The sequence below is a fragment of the Pseudomonas sp. HMSC076A11 genome (genome assembly GCF_001810205.1).
GTDB classification, from domain to species: Bacteria; Pseudomonadota; Gammaproteobacteria; order Pseudomonadales; family Pseudomonadaceae; genus Pseudomonas; species Pseudomonas aeruginosa.
In genome coordinates this window covers 71,590-89,980 of sequence record NZ_KV800275.1, presented here as the reverse complement: position 1 = coordinate 89,980, position 18,391 = coordinate 71,590, and the positions used below count along the sequence as shown (strand labels likewise).

The 18,391-nt window shown below is 64.1% G+C and carries 20 protein-coding genes; 9 read left to right on the top strand and 11 right to left on the bottom strand.

The genetic code is table 11. From position 1 onward, the window contains the following. Window positions 1–37: 37 nt before the first annotated feature. On the bottom strand, window positions 38–1,237 hold the full coding sequence (tyrS, locus tag HMPREF2716_RS05210) for a tyrosine--tRNA ligase (RefSeq protein ID WP_003113167.1): 1,200 nt from the start codon (window positions 1,235–1,237) through the stop codon (window positions 38–40). 188 nt (window positions 1,238–1,425) lie between these two features. On the opposite strand from tyrS, the gene HMPREF2716_RS05205 reads away from it, so the two are divergent. Together HMPREF2716_RS05205 and HMPREF2716_RS05200 are read left to right on the top strand one after the other, a co-directional pair. After that, window positions 1,426–2,865: a peptidoglycan DD-metalloendopeptidase family protein gene (locus tag HMPREF2716_RS05205; protein ID WP_003117985.1), complete on the top strand. Its 1,440-nt coding sequence runs from the start codon at window positions 1,426–1,428 to the stop codon at window positions 2,863–2,865. A 2-nt stretch (window positions 2,866–2,867) separates the two neighbouring features. Continuing rightward, a complete protein-coding gene (locus HMPREF2716_RS05200; RefSeq protein WP_023130557.1) occupies window positions 2,868–3,959 on the top strand; it encodes an anhydro-N-acetylmuramic acid kinase in 1,092 nt (363 codons plus the stop codon). Window positions 3,960–4,012: 53 nt separating this feature from the next. Here HMPREF2716_RS05200 and erpA read toward each other — a convergent pair whose 3' ends face one another. The 4 genes from erpA to argC all read right to left on the bottom strand — a co-directional run bounded on the left by erpA (window position 4,013) and on the right by argC (window position 6,617). Beyond that, a complete protein-coding gene (gene erpA / locus HMPREF2716_RS05195) occupies window positions 4,013–4,363 on the bottom strand; it encodes an iron-sulfur cluster insertion protein ErpA (protein ID WP_003085254.1) in 351 nt (116 codons plus the stop codon). A gap of 77 nt (window positions 4,364–4,440) precedes the next feature. Then, window positions 4,441–4,863 carry a bactofilin family protein gene (locus HMPREF2716_RS05190; protein ID WP_003120826.1) on the bottom strand — a complete coding sequence of 141 codons (423 nt, stop codon included), beginning with the start codon at window positions 4,861–4,863 and terminating at the stop codon, window positions 4,441–4,443. After that, a complete protein-coding gene (locus tag HMPREF2716_RS05185; protein WP_003085249.1) occupies window positions 4,864–5,583 on the bottom strand; it encodes a DUF6776 family protein in 720 nt (239 codons plus the stop codon). Next, the gene (gene argC / locus HMPREF2716_RS05180) at window positions 5,583–6,617 is read right to left on the bottom strand and encodes an N-acetyl-gamma-glutamyl-phosphate reductase (protein ID WP_003085247.1); all 1,035 of its coding nucleotides are present in this window, start codon (window positions 6,615–6,617) and stop codon (window positions 5,583–5,585) included. The genes HMPREF2716_RS05185 and argC overlap by 1 nt, the downstream gene beginning before the upstream one ends. A gap of 290 nt (window positions 6,618–6,907) precedes the next feature. Between argC and hemJ the strand changes: the two genes are divergently transcribed. The 4 genes from hemJ (at window position 6,908) to HMPREF2716_RS05160 (ending at window position 10,374) form a co-directional block, all read left to right on the top strand. Further along, complete coding sequence (hemJ, locus tag HMPREF2716_RS05175; RefSeq protein WP_003085245.1) at window positions 6,908–7,330, top strand: protoporphyrinogen oxidase HemJ; 423 nt, start codon at window positions 6,908–6,910, stop codon at window positions 7,328–7,330. 16 nt (window positions 7,331–7,346) lie between these two features. Next, window positions 7,347–8,315 carry an NAD(P)H-dependent flavin oxidoreductase gene (locus HMPREF2716_RS05170; protein ID WP_003117983.1) on the top strand — a complete coding sequence of 323 codons (969 nt, stop codon included), beginning with the start codon at window positions 7,347–7,349 and terminating at the stop codon, window positions 8,313–8,315. Window positions 8,316–8,436: 121 nt separating this feature from the next. After that, on the top strand, window positions 8,437–9,513 hold the full coding sequence (locus HMPREF2716_RS05165) for a DUF805 domain-containing protein (protein ID WP_003161911.1): 1,077 nt from the start codon (window positions 8,437–8,439) through the stop codon (window positions 9,511–9,513). 60 nt (window positions 9,514–9,573) lie between these two features. Continuing rightward, on the top strand, window positions 9,574–10,374 hold the full coding sequence (locus tag HMPREF2716_RS05160; protein ID WP_003161912.1) for an SDR family NAD(P)-dependent oxidoreductase: 801 nt from the start codon (window positions 9,574–9,576) through the stop codon (window positions 10,372–10,374). 39 nt (window positions 10,375–10,413) lie between these two features. On the opposite strand, the gene HMPREF2716_RS05155 is transcribed toward HMPREF2716_RS05160, so the two are convergent. Beyond that, a complete protein-coding gene (locus tag HMPREF2716_RS05155) occupies window positions 10,414–11,895 on the bottom strand; it encodes an AAA family ATPase (protein WP_003121853.1) in 1,482 nt (493 codons plus the stop codon). 78 nt (window positions 11,896–11,973) lie between these two features. On the opposite strand from HMPREF2716_RS05155, the gene HMPREF2716_RS05150 reads away from it, so the two are divergent. Both HMPREF2716_RS05150 and coq7 read left to right on the top strand, forming a co-directional pair. Continuing rightward, window positions 11,974–12,312 carry a histidine triad nucleotide-binding protein gene (locus HMPREF2716_RS05150; protein WP_003085225.1) on the top strand — a complete coding sequence of 113 codons (339 nt, stop codon included), beginning with the start codon at window positions 11,974–11,976 and terminating at the stop codon, window positions 12,310–12,312. 99 nt (window positions 12,313–12,411) lie between these two features. Then, the gene (coq7, locus tag HMPREF2716_RS05145; RefSeq protein WP_003085224.1) at window positions 12,412–13,059 is read left to right on the top strand and encodes a 2-polyprenyl-3-methyl-6-methoxy-1,4-benzoquinone monooxygenase; all 648 of its coding nucleotides are present in this window, start codon (window positions 12,412–12,414) and stop codon (window positions 13,057–13,059) included. Between the two features lie 54 nt (window positions 13,060–13,113). Here coq7 and speD read toward each other — a convergent pair whose 3' ends face one another. Together speD and HMPREF2716_RS05135 are read right to left on the bottom strand one after the other, a co-directional pair. Further along, window positions 13,114–13,908, bottom strand: coding sequence for an adenosylmethionine decarboxylase (speD, locus tag HMPREF2716_RS05140; protein ID WP_003101641.1), 795 nt, complete (start codon window positions 13,906–13,908; stop codon window positions 13,114–13,116). Between the two features lie 319 nt (window positions 13,909–14,227). Then, the gene (locus HMPREF2716_RS05135; protein WP_003085219.1) at window positions 14,228–14,650 is read right to left on the bottom strand and encodes an OsmC family protein; all 423 of its coding nucleotides are present in this window, start codon (window positions 14,648–14,650) and stop codon (window positions 14,228–14,230) included. Between the two features lie 271 nt (window positions 14,651–14,921). Here HMPREF2716_RS05135 and crp point away from each other — a divergent pair, with 271 nt between their 5' ends. Continuing rightward, a complete protein-coding gene (gene crp / locus HMPREF2716_RS05130; protein ID WP_003085214.1) occupies window positions 14,922–15,566 on the top strand; it encodes a cAMP-activated global transcriptional regulator CRP in 645 nt (214 codons plus the stop codon). A gap of 61 nt (window positions 15,567–15,627) precedes the next feature. Here the strand turns inward: crp and trpC are convergent, their stop codons facing one another. The 3 genes from trpC to HMPREF2716_RS05115 are packed head-to-tail and all read right to left on the bottom strand — an operon-like array spanning window position 15,628 to window position 18,117. Next, entirely contained in the window at window positions 15,628–16,464 is an 837-nt protein-coding gene (gene trpC / locus HMPREF2716_RS05125) for an indole-3-glycerol phosphate synthase TrpC (protein ID WP_014602442.1), read from the bottom strand. Continuing rightward, the gene (gene trpD / locus HMPREF2716_RS05120) at window positions 16,461–17,510 is read right to left on the bottom strand and encodes an anthranilate phosphoribosyltransferase (RefSeq protein WP_003085203.1); all 1,050 of its coding nucleotides are present in this window, start codon (window positions 17,508–17,510) and stop codon (window positions 16,461–16,463) included. Before trpD ends, trpC begins: the two co-directional genes overlap by 4 nt. Window position 17,511: 1 nt before the next feature. After that, window positions 17,512–18,117, bottom strand: coding sequence for an aminodeoxychorismate/anthranilate synthase component II (locus tag HMPREF2716_RS05115; RefSeq protein WP_003113175.1), 606 nt, complete (start codon window positions 18,115–18,117; stop codon window positions 17,512–17,514). Between the last annotated feature and the right edge of the window lie 274 nt (window positions 18,118–18,391).

The following is an 18,391-nucleotide window of genomic DNA, read 5'->3' as shown; positions in this document are numbered from 1 at the left end:
GGAGATAGAAACTGGCGTCAACACTTATTTGAAAGAATTATTCAGCTTTCAGCGTGATGCGCGCGAAAGCCTTCTTCCCTGCCTGGAACACACGGGTTTCACCCAGCGCCAGCATGAAGGTGCGGTCGACGACCTGCCCATCCACCTTGACGCTGCCGGCACCCAAGAGATCGCGAGCCGCAGCCGCATTCTTCACCAACCCCGCCTTATTAAGGACAGAGGCAACAGGCATATCCTCGGGGGACGACAACTCGATCTCCGGCAGGTCTTCCGGCAGCTCGCCCTCCTTCAGACGATTGCCGGCTGACTTGTGTGCGCTCGCCGCCGCCTCCTCGCCATGGAAGCGGGCGACGATCTCTTCGGCCAGCTTGATCTTGATGTCGCGCGGGTTGGCGCCCGCCTCGACATCCTTGCGGAAGCTATCGATCTCATCCAGGGAACGGAAGCTGAGCAGTTCGAAGTAACGCCACATCAGCGTGTCAGGAATGGAGACCAGCTTGCTGTACATGACACCCGGCGCTTCCTGGATACCAATATAGTTGCCCAGCGACTTGGACATCTTCTTCACGCCATCCAGCCCTTCCAGCAACGGCATGGTCAGGATCACCTGGGCCTCCTGACCATAGGCACGCTGCAGCTCGCGCCCCATCAGCAGGTTGAACTTTTGGTCGGTGCCACCCAACTCGACGTCCGCCTTCAGCGCGACGGAGTCATAGCCCTGGACCAGCGGATAGAGGAACTCATGGATAGCGATGGGCTGATTGCTGGCATAGCGCTTGCTAAAGTCATCGCGCTCCAGCATCCGCGCAACGGTGTATTGAGAGGCAAGACGAATGAAGTCAGCCGGGGTCAACTGGTCCATCCAGGTGGAATTGAAGGCCACTTCGGTCTTGGCCGGGTCGAGGATCTTGAAGACCTGGGACTTGTACGTCTCCGCATTCTCCAGAACCTGCTCGCGCGTCAGGGGAGGACGGGTAACACTTTTCCCACTGGGGTCACCGATCATCCCAGTGAAGTCACCGATGAGGAAGATCACCTGATGCCCCAGGTCCTGGAACTGGCGCAGCTTATTAATAAGCACGGTATGGCCAAGATGCAGATCGGGAGCGGTCGGATCGAAGCCGGCCTTGATCCGCAAGGGCTGGCCACGCTTCAGCTTGGCCACCAGTTCCGCCTCTACCAGGATCTCGTCTGCACCGCGCTGGATCAGCGCCAGCTGCTCTTCAACCGACTTCATTTACAGGTTCTGCCCAATTGCCAAAATCGAAAGGGAACCAACCATACAAGATCGCAGACTAAAAACAAATTTTGCCGACCGTCAGGGGGACGGAGCCAGGCCAGACGCGACTTTTGGCTTGATTCAAGGAGATTTTGGTTATATTTTAGGCAGTTATTTATTCACAATCCAAAAACACCAATCACGCCATGACGCAATCCGATCAGAAAGCGCCGCCGTATTACCCGAAAAGCCACTTGTTGGCCGCCAGCGGTGTTGCAGCGCTCCTCAGTTTGGCACTACTGGTGTTCCCCTCGAGCGAAGTCGAGGCCAAGAGGACCACGCTCAATCTGGAGCTTGAAAGCAACACCGATCGCCTCCTTCAGGAGAAAGACGACCTCCTGCCGCAATCGGTCACCAATTCCAGCGACGAAGGCACGCCTTTCGCTCAGGTAGAAGGCGCCTCCGACGACAACACCGCCGAGCAAGACTCGGACAAACCGGGCACATCTGTAGCCGATGCCGACACCAAGCCCGTCGATCCCGAGTGGAAGACCATCACCGTCGCCAGTGGCGATACGCTGTCGACCGTATTCACCAAGGCAGGCCTTTCCACCTCGGCCATGCACGACATGCTGACCAGCAGCAAGGATGCCAAGCGCTTCACCCATCTGAAGGTCGGCCAGGAGGTCAAGCTCAAGCTCGACCCCAAAGGAGAGCTGCAGGCGCTGCGAGTCAAGCAGAGCGAACTCGAGACCATCGGCCTGGACAAGACCGACAAGGGCTACTCCTTCAAACGCGAGAAGGCCCAGATCGACCTGCATACCGCCTATGCCCATGGCCGCATCACCAGCTCGCTGTTCGTTGCCGGTCGTAACGCCGGCCTGCCCTATAACCTGGTCACGTCGCTGTCGAACATCTTCGGCTACGACATCGACTTCGCCCTCGATCTGCGTGAAGGCGACGAGTTCGACGTGATCTACGAACAGCACAAGGTCAACGGCAAGCAAGTGGCGACCGGCAATATCCTCGCCGCCCGCTTCGTCAACCGTGGCAAGACCTACACCGCCGTGCGCTATACCAACAAGCAGGGCAATACCAGCTACTACCGCGCCGACGGCTCCAGCATGCGCAAGGCATTCATCCGTACGCCGGTGGATTTCGCCCGCATCAGCTCGCGCTTCTCCCTGGGCCGCCGCCACCCGATCCTGAACAAGATCCGCGCGCACAAGGGCGTCGACTACGCTGCCCCCATCGGCACACCGATCAAGGCCACCGGAGACGGCAAGATCCTCGAAGCCGGACGCAAGGGGGGCTACGGCAACGCCGTGGTGATCCAGCACGGCCAGCGCTATCGGACCATCTACGGACACATGAGCCGCTTCGCCAAGGGTATCCGCGCCGGTACCAGCGTGAAGCAGGGCCAGATCATCGGTTACGTAGGCATGACGGGCCTGGCCACCGGCCCGCACCTGCACTACGAGTTCCAGATCAATGGCCGTCACGTCGATCCGCTGAGCGCCAAGCTGCCCATGGCGGACCCGCTCGGTGGCGCAGATCGCAAGCGCTTCATGGCGCAGACCCAGCCGATGATCGCGCGCATGGATCAGGAGAAGAAAACCCTCCTGGCCCTGAACAAGCAGCGCTGATCGTGCCGCGCTACCTGGGGTTGATGTCCGGAACCAGCCTGGACGGCATGGACATCGTCCTGATCGAGCAAGGTGATCGCACCACCTTGCTCGCTTCCCATTACCTACCCATGCCGGCCGGGCTGCGCGAAGACATCCTCGCCCTGTGCGTCCCCGGTCCCGATGAAATCGCCCGCGCCGCCGAAGTCGAGCAACGCTGGGTCGCCCTTGCAGCACAGGGCGTGCGCGAACTGCTGCTCCAGCAGCAGATGAGCCCCGACGAAGTCCGTGCCATCGGCAGTCATGGTCAAACCATCCGGCATGAACCCGCTCGCCACTTCACGGTGCAGATCGGCAACCCCGCCCTGCTGGCGGAGCTGACCGGCATCGATGTCGTCGCCGACTTCCGCCGCCGCGACGTCGCAGCCGGCGGCCAGGGCGCCCCGCTGGTACCGGCCTTCCATCAGGCGCTGTTTGGCGATGATGACGCCTCCAGGGCGGTCCTGAACATCGGTGGCTTCAGCAACGTTTCGCTGCTCAGTCCCGGAAAGCCGGTACGCGGCTTCGACTGCGGCCCGGGCAACGTGCTGATGGACGCCTGGATTCATCACCAGCGCGGTGAACATTTCGACCGGGACGGTGCGTGGGCCGCCAGCGGCCAGATGAACCACGCACTGCTGGCAAGCCTGCTGGCGGATGAATTCTTCGCCGCGCGTGGCCCCAAGAGTACCGGGCGCGAGCGCTTCAACCTGCCCTGGCTGCAGGAGCACCTGGCTCGTCAACCTGCCTTACCGGCAGCGGATATCCAGGCAACCCTGCTGGAGCTGAGCGCGCGCAGCATCAGCGAATCGCTGCTGGACGCCCAGCCGGACTGCGAAGAGGTGCTGGTATGCGGCGGCGGCGCCTTCAATACGGCGCTGATGAAGCGCCTGGCCATGCTGATGCCCGAAGCTCGGGTCGCCAGTACCGACGAATACGGCATTCCCCCTGCCTGGATGGAGGGCATGGCATTCGCCTGGCTAGCCCATCGGTTTCTCGAGCGCCTGCCCGGCAACTGCCCTGATGTGACCGGTGCGCTCGGTCCCAGAACTCTGGGCGCGCTGTATCCCGCCTGAAACGAAAACGCCGCGCATATAAGCGCGGCGTTTTCGTAGCGGCCCCATCGACGTCAGATCGAGAACGACTGTCCGCAACCGCAAGTCGTGGCGGCGTTCGGGTTCTTGATGACGAACCTCGAACCTTCCAGGCCTTCCTGGTAGTCGACTTCCGAGCCCGCCAGGTACTGGAAGCTCATCGGGTCCACCACCAGGCCCACGCCATCGCGCTCGATCACGGTATCGTCATCGGCGATATCTTCGTCGAAGGTGAAGCCATACTGGAAGCCCGAGCAACCGCCGCCGGTGACGAATACACGCAGTTTCAGGCGAGGATTGCCCTCTTCGTCAATCAACGTCTTCACCTTGTTGGCTGCGCCTGGGGTAAAGAGCAGGGGCGTAGGGGTGAAGGTCTCGATGCTCATGTTTCCGAATCTCCCGGCTTGAGGCCGTGCGTTACAACATTACGCCCATTATCCTCTTGTCCCAGAAAAATGGTCAACTAATCCACAGTTTCCACGCTGGCAGGCAGTTCCAGCGGGCGCGGACTGGCCTCGGTCATCGGGCACAGGCGGCCCTCGATCTGGGCCCCCATGGCGGTTTCGATCAGCCCATAGTGAAGATTGCCCTTCACCCGGGCCTGGGCCCCCAGCTCCAGGCGTTCGATGGCATGGATGTCGCCATCCACCTGACCGTCGATGATCACATGGGGGGCCCGGATTTCGCCATCGACTCGACCGCCGGCGCTGACCCGCACCAGCCCTTCGTGCGCCTGCAACGCTCCGCGGACGGTGCCGTCGATCTGCACCGCGCCCTTGAGGTTCATGTCACCGACCAGTTCGGCGCCGCTGGCGATCAGGCTAGTCTGCCCGGTGAAACGCTGGACGTCAGCCCGGCCTTTGTTCTTGCTCCACATAATGCTCACTCACTGCTTCGGCCAATCGAAACGGCGCTGTAGCGGTTTGGACTGGCCATTCAGCTCCGCACGTACGTCGATCAGCTTCGGGATGAAGTTCTTCGGCAGCTCCAGCTCGGCGAAACGCCCCCCTTCTGGGATCGACTGGAAATGCCGGAGGGAAATCGACAGCCCTGTCTTGCCCAGTTCCGGCGAGAGCTGTTCGAGGTCGTAGGTAGCGTCCTTGCGCGCCAGCTTGCCGCTGATGCGGACTTTCAGCCGCCCATCCAGCTTGCGGTCGTCCCTGCCCAGGCGGCTGAGCATCACCTTATAGCGGAAGCGCTGCGGGTCGTCCGTGCCCTGCACCTCAAAGGCACGGATTTCCAGCGCATCCGCCTTGCTGGCCGGCGCGACTACCCCCTTGTAGAACGCGATGTCCTGTTGCTGCTTGAACACCTGGTCCTCAAGCAGCTTGATGGTCTGCCGGCTCTGTTCGGTGGCCTGCTGGCTGAGGCGTTCTCCGCTGCGCAACACCTCGATTTCGGTACGCAGGCGCTCCAGCTCGGCCTTCTGCTCGCCGATCAGGGTTTCCTGGCGTTGCGCATCGGCCTCGCTGCGAGCGGCGTCCGCCCCGGTCGACCAGCGACCGCCGAGAAACGCCAGCGGAACCGCCAGCAGCAGCGCACCCACCCCGAGGCGGACCAGCCAGGCCCGCCGTGGATCACGGAACTGGAGTTCCCAGCCGGACATCAGGGGAGCAGGGCCGCATGCGAGAGGCCCAGGCGCTCATCCAGCCCGAACAGGATGTTCATGTTCTGGAGCGCCTGACCCGAGGCGCCCTTGACCAGGTTGTCGATCACCGACAGCACCACCACCAGGTCGCCGCCCTGGGGGCGATGCACGGCGATTCGGCAGACATTGGCGCCACGCACGCTGCGGGTCTCCGGATGGCTGCCGGCCGGCATCACGTCGACGAAGGGTTCGTCGGCGTAGCGCTTCTCGAACAACGCCTGGAGGTCGACCGAGCGATCCGCGACATGGGCATAAAGGGTTGCATGGATACCGCGGATCATTGGCGTCAGGTGCGGTACGAACGTCAGCCCGACCTCGCCGCCGGAGGCCCGACGCAGGCCCTGGCTGATTTCCGGGAGATGCCGATGCCCTTTGACCGCGTAGGCCATCATGCTTTCGCCCGCCTCGCAGAACAGCGAGCCAACCTTGGCACCCCGACCGGCGCCGCTGACCCCGGACTTGCAATCGGCGATCAGCCGCGAGGCGTCGGCCAGGCCGGCCTCCAGCAGCGGGATCAGGCCCAGTTGGGTCGCGGTCGGGTAGCAACCCGGCACGGCGATCAGGCGGGCCTGGCGGATCTTCTCGCGGTTCACTTCCGGCAGGCCGTAGACAGCCTCGTCGAGCAGCGCCGGAGCGCCATGTGGCTGTCCGTACCAGCGCGCCCACTCCTCGGCGTCCGCCAGGCGGAAGTCAGCGGACAGATCGATGACCCGGGTCCCAGCGTCCAGCAGTTCGCCAGCCAGCGCGTGCGCCACGCCGTGCGGCGTGGCGAAGAACACCACGTCGCAGGCGCCGAGGCGCTGCGCGTCCGGCACGCTGAACTGCAGGTCGTCATAATGACCTCGCAGGTTCGGGTACATGTCGGCGACCTTCACCCCCGCCTCGGAACGCGAAGTGATCACTTCCACCCGGGCCTGAGGATGCTGCGCCAGCAGGCGCAGCAGTTCCACGCCCGTATAACCCGTACCGCCAACGATGCCGACCTTGATCATCTGTCCATCACTCCGCGCGCTGAGGCAAGCTAGCCAAAAGAGGTCAATGATAAGAGCCGAGCGCCGGCATGAACAGCGCTGGGCGTCCGGCTTTGCGACCGGTTCGGCCCTTCGGCCGGCAGTCTAGCCCCCGGGGTCGTCGGGCAGAAATTGCTGCGAGGCCCTATCCGAATGTTCCTACCTGTTATGCGGCCATATCTGCCGGCAAATCAGACAGCGGCAAGCCGCCAGGGTGACGCGTTCCAGCCATCCCTCTACTATCGGGGCACCGTGATCAAGAGGATGTCCTGATGTACCTGTGGCTCAAAGCCTTCCATATCATCGCCGTGGTCTGCTGGTTCGCCGGCCTGTTCTACCTGCCGCGCCTGTTCGTCTACCACGCCATGAGCGAGGACCAGACCAGCCGGGAACGCTTCTGCGTCATGGAGCGCAAGCTCTACCGGGGGATCATGATGCCCTCGATGCTCGCCACCCTGGTCCTTGGCCTCTGGATGCTCTATCTCACCCCCGGCTGGCTGAGCCAAGGCTGGCTGCACGCCAAGCTGACCCTGGTGGTCCTGCTGATCGGCTACCACCACGCCTGCGGCGCCATGCTCAAGCGCTTCGCCCGCGGCGAGCCGGGGCGCAGCCATGTGTTCTACCGCTGGTTCAACGAAGTGCCTGTACTGTTCCTGCTGCTGATCGTCCTACTGGTGGTGCTCAAACCTTTCTGACCCAGGAGTCCTGTCCATGTCCTTGCCCGCCCTGCTCGACCAACGCCTGCGACTGCCGATGGTAGCCGCGCCGATGTTCCTGGTATCCAACCCGCAGTTGGTGCTGGCCTGCTGCCGCAGCGGCATCGTCGGCAGCTTCCCGGCGCTCAACCAGCGCGAGAGCAGCGGCTTCGAGGGTTGGCTGGAGGAAATCGGGGCCGGCCTGCAGGCGCTGGACAATCCCGCGCCCTATGCGGTGAACCTGATCGTCCACAACACCAATCCGCGGTTGCAGGCCGACCTGCGGATCTGCGTCGAGCACCGCGTACCGATCGTCATCACCAGCCTCGGCGCAGTGCGCGAAGTGGTAGACGCTGTGCATAGCTACGGCGGCCTGGTGTTCCACGACGTCACCACCCGCCGCCACGCCGAAAAAGCCGCCGAGGCCGGGGTTGACGGCCTGATCGCGGTGGCGGCCGGCGCGGGCGGGCACGCCGGGACCTGGAGCCCTTTCGCGCTGGTCGCGGAAATCCGCCAGTTCTTCGACAAGACCCTGCTGTTGGCCGGCTGCATCAACCACGGCCACGAGATTCTCGCCGCACAGATGCTCGGCGCCGACCTGGCCTATCTCGGCACTCGCTTCATCGCCACCCGCGAGAGCAATGCCTCCGACGCCTACAAGCAGATGATCCTGGAGGCACGCGCCGCCGACATCGTGCACACCCCGGCGGTGTCCGGCGTACCGGCCAGCTTCATGCGGCAAAGCCTGGAGGCCGCCGGCTACGATCTGAAGCGCCTGACCGACAAGGCAGACATGAACTACGGCGAGAAACTCAAGCCGGTGAACGACGAGGCCAAGGCCTGGAAGACCGTGTGGTCCGCCGGCCAGGGCGCGGGCAACATAGACGACTTGCCCGGCGTCGACGAGTTGGTCGCCCGCCTCGACCGGGAATATCGCGCCGCCCTGCGGAACATGGATCGCCTGGCCAACCGCTGGCCGCGCTGAAACCGGCGGCTCACGGCGCCCCGGCTTGTGCGGGAGTTCTCATCTCGCGCTTGTGGGCGCCAAGGCCGCCGATTAGGCTGTCGGCTGCATTTCTCTCACCCCAGCTGACAAGGATGCCTGCATGACCGACCAACGCTTCAAGATCGTCTTCTCCGGCGAGCTGATGCCCGACGCATCGCTCGAAACCGTGAAGGACAATCTCGCCCGCCTGTTCAAGAGCGAACCGGGCAAGATCGACGCCCTCTTCGGCGGTCGCCCGGTGGTGCTGAAACGCGAACTTCCAGAGGCCGAGGCGGAGCGTTACCTGACCGCCCTGCGCCAGGCCGGCGCCAATGCCTACAAGGAAGTCGACCTGGCGGCCAGCCTGAGCCTGGTGGAAACGCCCGATCACAACCCCCAGGTCGCGGAGGAAATCCCAGCGCAAGACCTGCCTCCCATGACCTGCCCGAAATGCGGCCATGAACAGCCCAGCGGAGCGGAATGTTCGGCTTGCGGCATCATCATCGAGAAGTACCTGGCACGCCAGGCGCAGCTCGGCGAAAACGCCGCGCCTGCGGCCTCCGCGGCCGCGGGCGCGTCTCCCTACACACCACCCAGCGCCCAGGTCGGCGAAGCCCTCCCCGAGTTCGGCGAGCTGAACGTGTTCACCACCAACGGCCGGATCGGACGCCTGCGCTATCTCGGCTGGTCGATGGCGATGACGCTGTGCTTCCTGGTCATCATGGGCCTGGGCTTCCTGCTCGGCGAAACCGTCGGCGTGGCCGTCACCGCCCTGGCCTCGATCGCCTTCATCGTCATTGCCGTGATGATCGGCGTGCAGCGCCTGCATGACCTCGGCTGGTCGGGCTGGCTCTGGCTGCTCAACTTCGTCCCCTTCGTCGGCAGCGTGTTCGGCATCCTGATGCTGGTCCTGCCCGGCAGCACCGGCGCCAACCGCTACGGTCCGCCGCCGCCGGCGAACAGCACCGGGGTGAAAGTCCTGGCCAGTCTGATCATCCTGCTGCCGATAGTCGGTATCATCGCAGCCATCGCCCTGCCGTCCTACCAGGGTTACCTGGAGCGCGCGAACTATGACGGCGGCGCCAGCGCTCCAGCCGACCCGTACACCACGGACGAGCAGGCCGCCGCAGCGGCGGCCGAAGCCGATGAAGCGGCCACGGCGGCGGCAGAGGCCATGGAAGACGACGACCAACAGTAGCCACGCAACCCCTCGCGACGGGCGGGGTCCAATTCCCCGTCCGTTTCGGAGAAGTCTCGAATGCCCCGTTATGCCCTGATCACCGGCGCTTCCAGCGGTATCGGCCTGGCCCTAGCCGAAGCCCTGGCCCGGCGCGGTCGCGCCCTGATCCTGGTGGCGCGCCAGCGCGACGCGCTGGAGAGCATCGCCTATGAGCTGGCGCAGCGTTTCGGCGTGGAAGTGCTGTTCCGCACCTGCGATCTTTCCGAGCCGCTGCAACTGTCAGGGTTGTTGCACGAACTGGAACAGGGCGAACGACAGATCGACCTGCTGGTTAACAATGCCGGGATCGGTACCTCCGGCCCCTTCATCGACCAGGAATGGGCGCGGGAACAGGAGCTGATCGAACTCAACATCCTGGCCCTGGCCCGCCTTTGCCACTCCCTCGGCGCCCGCATGGCGGCGCAGGGCGGTGGCCAGATACTCAATATCGCCTCGGTGGCCGCCTTCCAGCCCGGCGCCTGGATGAGCAACTACTACGCCAGCAAGGCCTACGTCCTGCACTTCTCGGAAGGCTTGCGGGAAGAACTGAAAGGGCGCGGCGTCAAGGTCTCGGTGCTGTGCCCTGGGCCAACCCGTACGGCATTCTTCCGGGAAGCCGGGATGCGGCTCGGCAGGCTCGACCGGAGCAAGCTGATGATGACCCCGGAGGAAGTCGCGCTGCTGGCCCTGCGCGGGCTGGACAAGAACCACGCCCTGATCGTCCCCGGTTGGCGCAATCGCCTGCTGGCGCTGAGCCCACGCCTGGCGCCACGCTGGCTGGTGCGCCGACTCGCCGCGCGGATCAACGCCTCGGCGGTACCCTCCGTCCCACGGGGTTGATCGGCCTATCCTCGCAGGGCAACGAGTTTCGCCGTCGGCTCAGTCTGCCGGCACCGCCCGCCCCTTGGCCCAGGTCCGCAGCGCGGCGAGCTTTTCCGCCATCAGCACCGACAGCGGCGAGGTTCGCGACAGCTCCCTGAGCAACAGCTCCTGATCCACCGCCTGCTGTCGCGCCTGCCCGGCGTACAGTGCCGCCACCACCGCCTGCTCGATCTCCGCCCCGCTGAAACCCTCGCTGGCAGCCGCCAGCAGAAGGAGGTCGAACTGTGCCGGCTCCAGCTCGCGGCGTTGCAGGTGGATGCGGAAGATCTCGGCGCGAACCTCCGGCGTCGGCAGGTCGACGAAGAACAATTCGTCGAAGCGTCCCTTGCGGATCAGTTCGGGCGGCAGGCGGTCGATAGCGTTCGCGGTGGCGACCATGAAGACCGGCGCCTCGCGCTCGGCCATCCAGGTCAGCAGGGTACCCAGCACGCGCTGACTGACGCCGTTGTCCTGGTCGCCGCCAGAAATGCCCTTCTCCACTTCATCCATCCACAGCACGCAGGGCGCCATCTGTTCGGCCAGGCGCAGCGCCTCGCGCAGGTTGCGCTCGGTTTCGCCGAAGTACTTGTTGTAGAGACAGGCGAAGTCCAGACGCAGCAACGGCAAGCCCCAGAGGCCGGCCACCGCCTTGGCCGCCAGGCTCTTGCCGGCGCCCTGTACGCCGACCAGCATCATGCCCTTCGGCTGGTCGCCAGGCTTGCCGGCGAGGAACGCCGACTGACGCTCGCCGAGCCAGCGCTTGAGCGCGGCAAGCCCGCCGACCTCGGCGAAGCGCGCGGTGTCGTACTCGAAGCTCAGCACGCCCTCCAGGTCGAGTAGCTGGAACTTGGTGCGGTTCAGCTCGGGCAGGTCCTCCTGGGTGATCGCCCCATCGTTGCAGATCACGTTGCGCGCCAGCAGCCGCGCCTCGGCATGGCTGAGCCCGCGCAGGTTCTTCACCACCTGCTGCAGGGTGCGGTTGTCGGTGCGCACGCGGGCACCACGGTTGCGCTCGCTCCAGCGCGTCGCTTCCTCGCGGACGATGCCGAGCAGTTCGTCTTCGCTGGGCAGGGACAGCGAGAACCGCGCGGCGAAGCGCTGCACCTCGGCCGGCAGCTTCAGCGCATGGGACACCAGCACCACGGTCGGTCGATGATTGCCTTCGGCCATGGCGATTTCCTTGAGCAGGCGCACCAGGGTCGGGCTGTCGCCAAGGAAAGGATGCAGGTCGCAGAGCACGTAGAGATTCGCCTGCTGATCGTGCTTGATCAAGCGCAACGCCGCGACCGGGTCGCGGCTCTCCTCCCCGCCCAGCGGCTCGCCGCCGAAGCCCAGGCGCTGCACGCCCTCGGTCACCGACCAGGCATACAGGCCAAGGCCGCGCCTGACCGCCAGGCCGGTGAGGGTTTCCATCACCTTCGGCTCGTCCCAGGACTCGATCAGGATCAGCTTGACCCGGGAATCCAGGACCAGGCCGAGGTCGTGTATGTCGTTCTTCACTGCGGCTCCTTCACGCTTGGGCGGTCGCGACGGGCACCGCTACACTCGGGAAAGCACCCGAGGCCGGAGGAATCGCCCATGGACTGTCTGTTCTGCAAGATCGTGGCGGGGGAAGTTCCCGCGCGCAAGTTCTACGAAGACGAGGAAGTTGTCGCGTTTCACGATATCGGCCCGCAGGCGCCGGTGCACTTCCTGGTCATCCCGAAAAGGCACATTCCCACCCTCGAGCACCTGACCGAGGCAGACCGGCCGCTGGCAGGCCATATCCTCTTCACCGCCCAGCGCCTGGCCCGGGAGCAGGGCTGCGAGGAAGGCTTCCGTGTGGTGATGAACTGCAACGACCTTGGCGGGCAGACCGTGCACCACATCCACATGCACGTGCTGGGTCAACGCCAGATGCACTGGCCGCCGGGCTGAATCCCTGCTGGCGCTGCGACATCGCAGCCCGTCCGCAACATCCTGCTATCAGCGCACTTCCGGTAAACTGGTGCGATCTTTCGTTTCCGGAGGTGCGCCATGTCCGCCGACCGCCACTATTCGCCCATCGACCGTTTCCTGCTGCAGGCCGACTCCGCCCTGCGCACCCTGCTGCCGTTCAGCGGCCAGCCGGCGCGACCGTCGCCGGCCATCGTGGAACCCGATGGCGAACTGAGCGAGGAAGACACCCGCCATATCGCCGGCCTGATGCGCATCAACCACACCGGCGAGGTCTGCGCCCAGGCGCTGTACCAGGGCCAGTCGCTGACCGCCAAGCTGCCCGAGGTCCGCGAGGCGATGGAGGAAGCCGCCGAGGAGGAGATCGACCACCTGGCCTGGTGCGAGCAACGCATCCGCCAGTTGGGCAGCCGTCCCAGCGTGCTCAATCCGATCTTCTACGGCCTGTCCTTCGGCGTCGGTGCCGCCGCCGGACTGGTCAGCGACCGGGTCAGCCTGGGCTTCGTCGCCGCCACCGAGGACCAGGTGTGCAAGCATCTGGACGAACACCTGGCGCAGATTCCCCAGGAGGATCGGAAATCCCGTGCCATCCTCGAGCAGATGCGTATCGACGAGGAACAGCATTCGAGCAACGCCCTGGCCGCCGGCGGCCTGCGCTTCCCGGCACCGGTGAAGCTGGGCATGAGCCTGCTGGCGAAGGTGATGACCAAGAGCACCTACCGCATCTGAATCGCACGCATGAAAAAGCCCGCTCGAAGCGGGCTTTTTCTTTCTCGTGTGCGATCAGCGCGGCATGTTGCGCGCGTAGAAGATCTCCAGCATTTCGTGTTTGAGCCGTTCCGTGACCTGCTCGCGCTGTTCCGCCGAGAGCGTCCGGGTAGCGTCGCCGAACAGGTAGTTCTCCAGTTCGAAGTCCTTGAGCAGCATCTTGGTGTGGAACAGGTTCTCCTGGTACACGTTCACGTCGGTCATCTGGTAGGCCTCGCGCGTGTCGTCGGAGAGATAGTTCTGGATCGAGTTGATCTCGTGGTCGATGAAATGCTTGCGCCCCTCGATGTCGCGGGTGAAGCCGCGGACCCGATAGTCGACCGTGACGATGTCCGAGTCGAACTGGTGGATCAGGTAGTTCAGGGCCTTCAGCGGGGAGATCACTCCGCAGGTGGAAACATCGATGTCCACGCGGAAGGTCGCGATGCCGTCCACCGGATGGATTTCCGGGTAGGTATGCACGGTGATGTGGCTCTTGTCCAGGTGCGCCAGGATGGTGTCCGGCAGCGGGCCCGGGGACTCTTCGATCTGGCTGTCGGTCGGAGTGACCGGCTGCTCGGAGATCAGGATGGTCACGCTGGCGCCCTGGGGGTCGTAGTCCTGACGCGCGATGTTCAGGATATTGGCGCCGATGATGTCGACAACATCGGTAAGAATCTGCGTCAGACGCTCCGCGTCATACTCTTCGTCGATGTACTGCACGTAGGCCTGGAGGTCTTCGGGCGTCTCGGCGTAGCAGATGTCGTAGATGTTGAAGCTCAAGGTCTTCGTCAGGTTGTTGAACCCGTGGAGCTTGAGTTTGCTTTTCACCGTGGGGAACTCTCTCGGTTGCTTGCGGCTCTGCCGCAGGGTTGGGGCATGCCCGTCAGATGCGAACGACGCACCTGCGTAGGACGGTTAACACCTCTTCGCGATGGCGATTGTGGTTTGTTGAGTTGCACGGGCGCCGGCTGGCGCCATTGGTCACCCGACCGGGATGGCTCGGGAAACGTCTATCAGAGCGGAAGAATCTTCCGAACTGAACGGCCGCCCGACGGAATCGCGCGGCACGAAAAAAGGGGCGCATTATGCAGAGCCAATCAAGCCTCCGCCAGAGTTTGCGCCCCTTTTATGATGACCGGATGTCGTCTCAGCCGAGTTCGACGATCTCGTAGTCGTGGGTGATCTCCACCCCGCCGCGACCGAGCATGATCGACGCCGAGCAGTATTTCTCCGCCGACAGCTCCACCGCGCGCTTGACCTGGGCCTCCTTGAGACCGCGGCCCTTGACCACGAAATGCACGTGGATCTTCGTGAACACCTTGGGCTCCTCGTCGGCCCTTTCGGCCTCGAGGAAGGCTTCGCAGCTCTCCACCGGCTGGCGCGCCTTCTTCAGGATGCTGACCACATCGAAGTTGGTGCAGCCGCCGAGGCCGATCAGGACCATCTCCATAGGGCGCACCCCGAGGTTGCGTCCGCCATGGTCCGGCGGACCGTCCATGACCACCACGTGGCCGCTACCGGACTCGCCGAGGAACATCGCCTCGCCCGCCCACTGGATACGCGCTTTCATCGTTCAGACTCCCGCCGGCAAAGGGCGCCAGCTTAGCACAGGGCCCAAGGACAGTACGGGATCACAGTCCTGATAGCTGCGTCGCAAAATCACATCGACCTTCATGGTCCGTCTGTTAAGCTGGACGCGGTTTACTGGCACACTTCCTGATCTGCCCGGTTGGGGGGAGTTCTCCGCTGAGCTCCCGGGCCCTGGCAGGTCTCTCCATAAGAACTCAAAAAAACATCGCCTTGTACGTCAGGCATATTCTTTATTCTTTCGGGACTCGGGCATGGTAGCTATTACCCACACACCCAAACTCAAACACCTAGACAAGCTGCTCGCACACTGTCACCGCCGCCGCTACACCGCAAAGAGCACCATCATCTATGCCGGCGATCGCTGCGAAACGCTGTTCTTCATCATCAAGGGTTCGGTCACCATCCTCATCGAGGACGACGACGGCCGCGAAATGATCATCGGCTACCTCAACAGCGGTGATTTCTTCGGCGAGCTGGGATTGTTCGAAAAGGAAGGCAGCGAACAGGAACGCAGCGCCTGGGTTCGTGCCAAGGTGGAATGCGAAGTCGCCGAGATCAGCTATGCGAAGTTCCGCGAACTGTCGCAGCAGGACTCGGAGATCCTCTACACCCTCGGCAGCCAGATGGCCGACCGCCTGCGCAAGACCACCCGCAAGGTGGGCGACCTGGCCTTCCTCGACGTCACCGGACGCGTGGCCCGCACCTTGCTGGACCTGTGCCAGCAACCGGACGCCATGACCCACCCGGACGGCATGCAGATCAAGATCACCCGCCAGGAGATCGGCCGGATCGTCGGCTGCTCGCGGGAAATGGTCGGACGCGTGCTGAAGAGCCTGGAGGAGCAGGGCCTGGTGCATGTGAAAGGGAAGACCATGGTGGTCTTCGGCACCCGCTGAACAGCACCCATGAAAAAGGCCGGTCGCAACCGGCCTTTTTCATGGGGTTCGACAGCGCGGATCAGTCAGGATCGGCGCCCAGCACCACGCCGCCACGCTCCTGGAAGAACAGGCGCTTCAGCTCGAGGCCAGGATCGTCGGCCCGCATGAACGCCTCGCCAACCAGGAAGGCGTAGACCTCGCTGACTTCCATCAGCTCCACGTCGGCCCGGTTGAGAATACCGCTCTCGGTGACCACCAGGCGGTCGCGGGGAATTTCCGGCAACAGGTCGAGGGTGGTTTCCAGGCTCACCTCGAAGGTGTGCAGGTTGCGGTTGTTGATGCCCACCAACGGCGTGTCCAGGGTCTTCAGCGCACGTTCCAGCTCGGTGCCGTCATGCACTTCGACCAGTACGTCGAGACCGACCGACTTGGCAGTCGCCGCCAGTTCGGCCATCAGCACGTCGTCCAGCGCCGAGACGATCAGCAGGATGCAGTCGGCACCGATCGCCCGCGCCTCGACGATCTGGTACGGATCGATCATGAAGTCCTTGCGGATCACCGGCAGCGCACAGGCGGCCCGCGCTTCCTTCAGATAGGCATCGGCGCCCTGGAAGAAGTCCACGTCGGTGAGCACCGACAGGCACGCCGCGCCACCCGCCTCGTAGCTGCGGGCGATCTCCGCCGGGACGAAGTGTTCGCGCAGCACGCCCTTGCTCGGCGATGCCTTCTTGATCTCGGCGATCACTGCCGGCTCCTTGCGCTTGGCCCGCTCCAGCAGGGCACTGGCGAAGCCGCGCGGCGCATCGGCGCTACGCGCCAGCCGCTCGACCTCGGCCAGGTTGACGCGCGCACGGCGCTCGGCGACCTCCTCGGCCTTGCGGGCGAGGATCTTCTGCAGAACCGTCGGCACACTCACTGTGCGTTCTCCTCTCTGTAAACGGCGGTGAAGGCCACCAGTTCGTCCATCTTCTCCCGTGCCAGCCCGGTGTGCAGGGCATCGTGGGCCAGTTGAATGCCCTCGTGCAGGCTGGTCGCCAGATCGGCAGCGTACAGTGCCGGGCCGGCATTCATCACGATCAGCTCGGCGGCCTTCTGCCCAGCCTCGGTCTTGCGCCGCCCCAAAGCGTCGCGGATCAGTTCCAGCGAGGCCTGCGGACTGTCGACCTCCAGCCCCATCAGGGTCTGGCTCTTGATCCCGAAGTCCTCGGGACGCACTTCGTACTCGCGTACCTCGCCGTCCTTCAACTCGGCAATGTGGGTCGCCGCGGCCAGACTGAACTCGTCCAGCCCGTCGCGCGAATGCACCACCAGCACATGCTCGCTGCCGAGACGCTTGAGCACTTCAGCCAGCGGCTTGCACAGTTCCTGGGTGAACACCCCGACCACCTGGTGCCTGACTCCCGCCGGGTTGGTCAGTGGGCCAAGCATGTTGAACAGAGTCCGCAAGCCCAGCTCGCGGCGCGGACCGGCGGCGTACTTCATCGCCTTGTGGTGGACCTGGGCGAACATGAACCCGACGCCGACGGTGTCGATGCAACGCGCCACCTGTTCGGAGGTCAGCTCCAGGTAGATGCCGGCGGCTTCCAGCAAGTCGGCGCTGCCGCTCTTGCCGGAGACCGCGCGGTTACCGTGTTTGGCGACCTTGCCGCCAGCGGCGGCGACCACGAAGGACGCCGCCGAGGATACGTTGAAGATGTTCGCGCCATCGCCGCCGGTGCCGACCACGTCGACCACATGCTTCAGCGTAGGCAACTGCACACCGTCGGCCAGTTCGCGCATCACCGCCACCGCGCCGACGATCTCGTCGATGGTTTCGCTCTTCATCCGCATGCCCATCAGGAAGGCGCCGATCTGCGCGTCGGTGCATTGCCCGGTCATGATCTGGCGCATGACCGCCTGCATTTCCTCGGTGGTCAGGTCGAGCTGGTTGACGATGCGATTGAGGGCTCCCTTGATATCCATCTCAGTTGCCCTCCCCACGCACGCCGCCCTGCTGGCGGAGGAAGTTGGCCAGCAACTCGTGGCCCTGCTCGGTGAGGATGGACTCGGGATGGAACTGCACGCCCTCGACATTCAGGGTCTTGTGGCGTACGCCCATGATCTCGTCGAGCGATCCGTCGGCATGTTGGGTCCAGGCGGTGACCTCCAGGCACTCCGGCAGGCTCTCTCGCTTCACCACCAGCGAGTGGTAGCGCGTCACCGTCAGGGGATTGGCCAGGCCGGCGAACACGCCGAGGTCCTTGTGGTGGATCGGGCTGGTCTTGCCGTGCATCACCTGACGCGCCCGCACCACTTCGCCGCCGAAGGCCTGGCCGATGCTCTGGTGGCCAAGGCAGACACCGAGCAATGGCAGCTTGCCGGCGAAGCGCTCGATCACGGCCAGCGAGACGCCGGCCTCGTTGGGGGTGCAGGGACCGGGGGAAAGGACGATGCGCTCGGGCGCCAGGGCCTCGATCTGTTCCACGCTCAGTTCGTCGTTGCGCACCACCTTGACCTCGGCCTTGAGCTCGCCGAAGTACTGCACCAGGTTGTAGGTGAAGGAGTCGTAGTTATCGATCATCAGCAGCATGCTGGCTGTAACCTCTTGATTTCATTCTTATGCGAATCGCATCACCCGGCTTTCGCCACACCCGTTTCCCGGCGCGCTCGCGGAGGAAGGGAGAGTGGAACGTCGGCATTATGCCTGTGGAAAACGGGGGACGCAGGGAGACGTGACCGGCCAGGCCGGCGAAGAAGAAGTCAGGCGCGCCAGCGCCAACGGGCGAATGCCTTGATGAGGGAGGTGATGATGCTGCTGAGGTGGATCACGATAGCGGTCTCACGGAGCCATGTTGGGGAACATA

What these genes read in the sequence shown, in the direction of transcription:
- HMPREF2716_RS05185 (WP_003085249.1), bottom strand. Translation starts at nt 5,583, where the DNA reads ATGTCCGGCTGGGAACTCCAGTTCCGTGATCCACGGCGGGCCTGGCTG.
- coq7 (WP_003085224.1), top strand. Translation starts at nt 12,412, where the DNA reads ATGTCCGCCGACCGCCACTATTCGCCCATCGACCGTTTCCTGCTGCAG.
- HMPREF2716_RS05150 (WP_003085225.1), top strand. Translation starts at nt 11,974, where the DNA reads ATGGACTGTCTGTTCTGCAAGATCGTGGCGGGGGAAGTTCCCGCGCGC.
- hemJ (WP_003085245.1), top strand. Translation starts at nt 6,908, where the DNA reads ATGTACCTGTGGCTCAAAGCCTTCCATATCATCGCCGTGGTCTGCTGG.
- tyrS (WP_003113167.1), bottom strand. Translation starts at nt 1,237, where the DNA reads ATGAAGTCGGTTGAAGAGCAGCTGGCGCTGATCCAGCGCGGTGCAGAC.
- crp (WP_003085214.1), top strand. Translation starts at nt 14,922, where the DNA reads ATGGTAGCTATTACCCACACACCCAAACTCAAACACCTAGACAAGCTG.
- trpD (WP_003085203.1), bottom strand. Translation starts at nt 17,510, where the DNA reads ATGGATATCAAGGGAGCCCTCAATCGCATCGTCAACCAGCTCGACCTG.
- HMPREF2716_RS05170 (WP_003117983.1), top strand. Translation starts at nt 7,347, where the DNA reads ATGTCCTTGCCCGCCCTGCTCGACCAACGCCTGCGACTGCCGATGGTA.
- HMPREF2716_RS05135 (WP_003085219.1), bottom strand. Translation starts at nt 14,650, where the DNA reads ATGAAAGCGCGTATCCAGTGGGCGGGCGAGGCGATGTTCCTCGGCGAG.
- HMPREF2716_RS05115 (WP_003113175.1), bottom strand. Translation starts at nt 18,117, where the DNA reads ATGCTGCTGATGATCGATAACTACGACTCCTTCACCTACAACCTGGTG.
- HMPREF2716_RS05205 (WP_003117985.1), top strand. Translation starts at nt 1,426, where the DNA reads ATGACGCAATCCGATCAGAAAGCGCCGCCGTATTACCCGAAAAGCCAC.
- HMPREF2716_RS05160 (WP_003161912.1), top strand. Translation starts at nt 9,574, where the DNA reads ATGCCCCGTTATGCCCTGATCACCGGCGCTTCCAGCGGTATCGGCCTG.
- erpA (WP_003085254.1), bottom strand. Translation starts at nt 4,363, where the DNA reads ATGAGCATCGAGACCTTCACCCCTACGCCCCTGCTCTTTACCCCAGGC.
- argC (WP_003085247.1), bottom strand. Translation starts at nt 6,617, where the DNA reads ATGATCAAGGTCGGCATCGTTGGCGGTACGGGTTATACGGGCGTGGAA.
- HMPREF2716_RS05165 (WP_003161911.1), top strand. Translation starts at nt 8,437, where the DNA reads ATGACCGACCAACGCTTCAAGATCGTCTTCTCCGGCGAGCTGATGCCC.